This is a genomic window from Desulfamplus magnetovallimortis, assembly GCF_900170035.1.
In the GTDB taxonomy this organism is placed as follows: Bacteria; Desulfobacterota; Desulfobacteria; order Desulfobacterales; family Desulfobacteraceae; genus Desulfamplus; species Desulfamplus magnetovallimortis.
Map to the genome: position 1 here is coordinate 1 of NZ_LT828577.1, position 3,377 is coordinate 3,377.

General features: G+C 39.6%; 7 protein-coding genes. All 7 read right to left on the minus strand.

What is annotated here, in order from left to right; translation table 11 throughout:
• Positions 1-268 (minus strand): hypothetical protein (locus MTBBW1_RS26805; protein WP_139786929.1); only part of this gene is annotated, 268 nt, incomplete at its 3' end.
• Positions 265-390: a hypothetical protein gene (locus MTBBW1_RS30130; protein WP_281255700.1), complete on the minus strand. Its 126-nt coding sequence runs from the start codon at positions 388-390 to the stop codon at positions 265-267. The genes MTBBW1_RS30130 and MTBBW1_RS26805, both read right to left, overlap by 4 nt.
• Complete coding sequence (locus MTBBW1_RS26810; protein WP_080809974.1) at positions 383-940, minus strand: hypothetical protein; 558 nt, start codon at positions 938-940, stop codon at positions 383-385. The genes MTBBW1_RS30130 and MTBBW1_RS26810 overlap by 8 nt, the downstream gene beginning before the upstream one ends.
• A complete protein-coding gene (locus MTBBW1_RS26815) occupies positions 937-1,764 on the minus strand; it encodes a helix-turn-helix domain-containing protein (protein WP_080809977.1) in 828 nt (275 codons plus the stop codon). The genes MTBBW1_RS26810 and MTBBW1_RS26815 overlap by 4 nt, the downstream gene beginning before the upstream one ends.
• Positions 1,765-1,766: 2 nt before the next feature.
• Positions 1,767-2,093: a hypothetical protein gene (locus MTBBW1_RS26820; protein WP_080809979.1), complete on the minus strand. Its 327-nt coding sequence runs from the start codon at positions 2,091-2,093 to the stop codon at positions 1,767-1,769.
• A gap of 97 nt (positions 2,094-2,190) precedes the next feature.
• Positions 2,191-2,475 carry a hypothetical protein gene (locus MTBBW1_RS26825; RefSeq protein ID WP_080809981.1) on the minus strand — a complete coding sequence of 95 codons (285 nt, stop codon included), beginning with the start codon at positions 2,473-2,475 and terminating at the stop codon, positions 2,191-2,193.
• Between the two features lie 267 nt (positions 2,476-2,742).
• Positions 2,743-3,228, minus strand: coding sequence for a hypothetical protein (locus MTBBW1_RS26830; RefSeq protein ID WP_080809984.1), 486 nt, complete (start codon positions 3,226-3,228; stop codon positions 2,743-2,745).
• Between the last annotated feature and the right edge of the window lie 149 nt (positions 3,229-3,377).

Consider the following 3,377-nt stretch of genomic DNA (forward strand, 5'->3'; position numbering starts at 1 on the left):
TTTTAGAAGTTTTAACCGGTTTTCCAGGAAACAGATTGTCATAAGTTTTGTTGATTAAATCCATACCCTGGATATAAAGATCATGGTCTTGTTGAATATCTCGTAAAGCCCTCATGATACCAGCAATCACAGATGAAGGCTCTTTTTTATGCATCTTTAAGATTATCAGCTTGCCGACAATCTCAGGAATTACATCAGGATACTCTATATTGATCTCTGCCAGTCGAATAAGCCACAAGTTTTCTTCAGCACTTTTTGTGATTGTCATACCTTCACCCTCCTGTTGTTGAATTTTGCTCTCCTGATCTCTTTCCTGTCAATAAGAAGTATCCTCTTCAATCTGGTGGCCTGTTCAAGCCGTTTATACGCTCTCCATTGTTTTTCAGGCATATGCACCCCCATGAACAGGAATGCTCTTAAATGTGGTTTCAGCAAGTTTCCTGATACAATCCAACCGTGCAGAAGAGGGAAGAGGAATTACTCCGGCATCAATCCCCGCTGCATGTGCTTGGTATGATCTCACAAAATCACGCTTCCACCATTGCAGATCATTTTCTTTCACATATCTTGCCCAGGAAGAATATGGCCACCTGGTACTCATCAAATGCCTGGTAACAGTGTCATCAAACTTTGGAGTAACAGTACTGCCGAATCTTTGAAGATGATCCAGCACTTTCCCCACCTCAATCTCGGCCTTGTCATCAACTGAAATTTTCCCTTCTGCCTGGTCAATGATTGCAACAAAATCCCCCACTGTTGGCATTGAATTGAATCTGTGAGTTTTTAAAAGAGTTGTTGCTGCATCCCTAACCTGGTCAATGGAGTATTCTTTCAAGGCTTCATATCTCATCCGTAAACCGCTTGGAGTCAAAGCCTTGTTGTAATTGTCTGCAAGCCCTGTCATGATCTCGGTATATGCCTTGATATCATCTCTTGTCATGATCTCACCTCCTCCATGCTTGCCATGAATTGCGCTGCTGCAAACACATTACTATCCATCTGCCTTGAACCTGTAAAAGAACCATTTGGAAATTTGCCAGTATCCCACGACACATTTACATTACTGAAATTCAATGAAGCTGAATATCCTTCAGACCACTTACCACGGAGACACTTATCCAGAAATGATTTAAATTGCAGGTGTCCGCCTTTGACATTGGCAACGGAGTATTTAACGGCATCTTTCACAGTATCAAGATCATGGTTTGATATTGCCCTGGATATGTAAGATTCAACAATTGGTGTTCTGAATCTCTCGGGAAGCAAATCAAGAAGATATTGTTTCTCAGATATTGCAGGTGCAAACTGCTGCTGCTTCGGTGGAGTAATGACCTCCTGTTCAAGTTCCGGCTCATCGGTGCAGCAGTTGTTCCCCTCAGTACTTGTTAATATATCAGTATTTATTAGTGTCTGGTTTTTGGGATATGGATGTTTTGATATCTCAATCTTCCCATCCTGCATGGCCTGGTCATGGGATACTGGTGCATCATAGATAAGATATTCTGTTGCAACAAACTTGCCTTTATCACGGGTAACAATCTTGTGAATGTATCCTGCTTCCATAAGTTCATCAATGCCAGTTCTGACAGAATACTTGCCCTCTTTGTTCTGACTTGCCAGATAATTTATATTAAGATTCCAATTATCAGGTTTTGATAATAGTTGAATGAGTAAACACTTTGCCTTACAGGAAAGGGAAGAGTCATTTAACAGGCTGTTTTGGATGCAGGTGTAATTGGATTTGATCTCTGATCTGATTATCATGGTTACACCTCCAAATTATCAATATGGGATTTCAGCAAGGGCAAAAGGTCTTCCGGTATTTCTTCATTTTCAAATTCATTGACCATAAACCATTCCGCCGCCTCCTGGTCTGATATCTCGGTGTATGTCTCTTGAACTCCTTCCCATCGACTATACTCGTTTAATACCCATCTTTTGCTTGCTGTTCTATACAGGATATGTGTGCAATGCTCTCCAGCTGAAAGTGATACGTGATCACTGCCGTTCCAATCGGTTTTATTATCAAACCTGGTGGCTTTATCCTCATCAAACCATTTGCCTGATCTATCTGTTAAAGCTATTCGTGTCATCTGCTTTCCCTCCTGATCTCTTTCCGATCTCTGTTAACAGCAACATGCAATTTCTTCCTGAGCATCTCTTTCTTGATTTCAATATATTTCTTCTGGCTCATGGCTGCACCTCCCCGTCATACTCCTGATACATAATGTTCTGTGTGCCATGCAGAAGGGAAGAGTAAACCTTTTCAACCTGCTCCTGGGTTACGTCCATAGTTCCCAGTAGCTCCCCATCGCAAAGGGCATCAATGATCTCTTCAGGTGACAATGAGACAACAATATAACCGCCATCGAAAATATCCTGAAGGTCTCCGGCTGAATATTCTGGATCTCTGAATGTTTGGGATTTTATGAAATGAAGATTGTGGAAATGGGAAAATAAACTTGTGGTAGGCATTGTGTAGGCTCCTTTTGAGTAATGAGAAAGCCCTGGTTGCTCCTGTCAAAAAGCAAAAAAGGGCAGTGATTAGGGTTGACAGACCGGCCTCAAAAGGAATACCGGCAACCTCAATAAAGAGATTCCCTAAGCACTGCCCTGAAATGCAAGGCAATAAAAAAAGCACCAATATAAAATTTATATGGCACTCTCTGTGCCTTTTGAGTCAATCGGCTGTCAACCCGATACCCTCGGATTTTGCCAAGGATAGTTATTTGATAGCAAGTGTTAGATTGTTATGTCAAGTGATTTTTTGAGAGAATTGATTTCTTCCAGACAATAGCAGATAGTGGCAAGAGTCCTACCCGTAAAATGTCTGTATCTGAACATATACAAAAGGTTATATCTAAGGGATGCCGGAATACTTAATACATCTTGGATTCCAAGTATTACGGTAATTACGTACAAAGCAAAATACTCATTTACAAGCAGTTTTTTATCTTTTGAGTTAGTGAGCTGTCCTTCATTGATTTGAATAGGTCTTAAATGAACAATCCACTTTGCTGTAAACGCTGCAATTTTATGGAAGTCCGCTAATTTTATACTTGCATGGTATTGTTTTATTCTGTCTATATCATCATAATATGAAGCAACAACATTAAATACTATCTCGTGGCATAGATATAAATTATTGAAATCTTTATCCTGTTTGACAAATTCATTGTAAAGTTCTGCAATAAACTTACATCTTTCAATTTGTTTTTCTTTATTCATCAAAGCAATTCCTCAATTAAAACCTCTTCCATTGCTTTGCCAAAATTACTTCTTTGAGCAACTGTAATTGCTTTTTTGTGGTCAAAGAATTCAGAATTATTTTCCTCTCTCATGGAATAAACTTTCTGCAATTCTTTATCTGAAAAAAT

Excerpts from the sequence above, each read along its gene's own strand:
- MTBBW1_RS30130 (WP_281255700.1), bottom strand. The coding sequence starts at position 390 with ATGCCTGAAAAACAATGGAGAGCGTATAAACGGCTTGAACAGGCCACC.
- MTBBW1_RS26810 (WP_080809974.1), bottom strand. The coding sequence starts at position 940 with ATGACAAGAGATGATATCAAGGCATATACCGAGATCATGACAGGGCTT.
- MTBBW1_RS26815 (WP_080809977.1), bottom strand. The coding sequence starts at position 1,764 with ATGATAATCAGATCAGAGATCAAATCCAATTACACCTGCATCCAAAAC.
- MTBBW1_RS26820 (WP_080809979.1), bottom strand. The coding sequence starts at position 2,093 with ATGACACGAATAGCTTTAACAGATAGATCAGGCAAATGGTTTGATGAG.
- MTBBW1_RS26825 (WP_080809981.1), bottom strand. The coding sequence starts at position 2,475 with ATGCCTACCACAAGTTTATTTTCCCATTTCCACAATCTTCATTTCATA.
- MTBBW1_RS26830 (WP_080809984.1), bottom strand. The coding sequence starts at position 3,228 with ATGAATAAAGAAAAACAAATTGAAAGATGTAAGTTTATTGCAGAACTT.